This is a genomic window from Flavobacterium xizangense, from assembly GCF_054075145.1.
The window spans coordinates 1-253 of sequence record NZ_JBSIPG010000209.1; the positions used below are offsets into that span (position 1 = coordinate 1).

At 32.0% G+C, this 253-nt stretch carries 1 protein-coding gene; it reads right to left on the minus strand.

All coding sequences use genetic code 11. The features are described 5' to 3' along the window. Positions 1 to 72: 72 nt before the first annotated feature. On the minus strand, positions 73 to 253 hold a 181-nt coding region (locus ACWA1B_RS23150), incomplete at its 5' end, for a hypothetical protein (protein ID WP_456911016.1).

Sequence of the window (253 nt, forward strand, 5' to 3'; positions counted from 1 at the left end):
GTCTTGTCATATCCAGTATTTTTCTCAACGCCTGTTCATTTTCTCCTGTCTGCATAGCCATTTTCTTTAGATTTATAAATTATTAGAACGTCTTTTTACTCTTTTCTTTTTTGTTGCTTTCTTAAGCTGATTTGGAACATAAAAAGCATCATTTTCGACCTTGGTTATTACTTCTATCATCTTTTCAACAGCAGATTTGAAATCAAGGGATTTCAAATCCTGCTGAAGGTCTTTGAAAAAGTCTACCTTATTT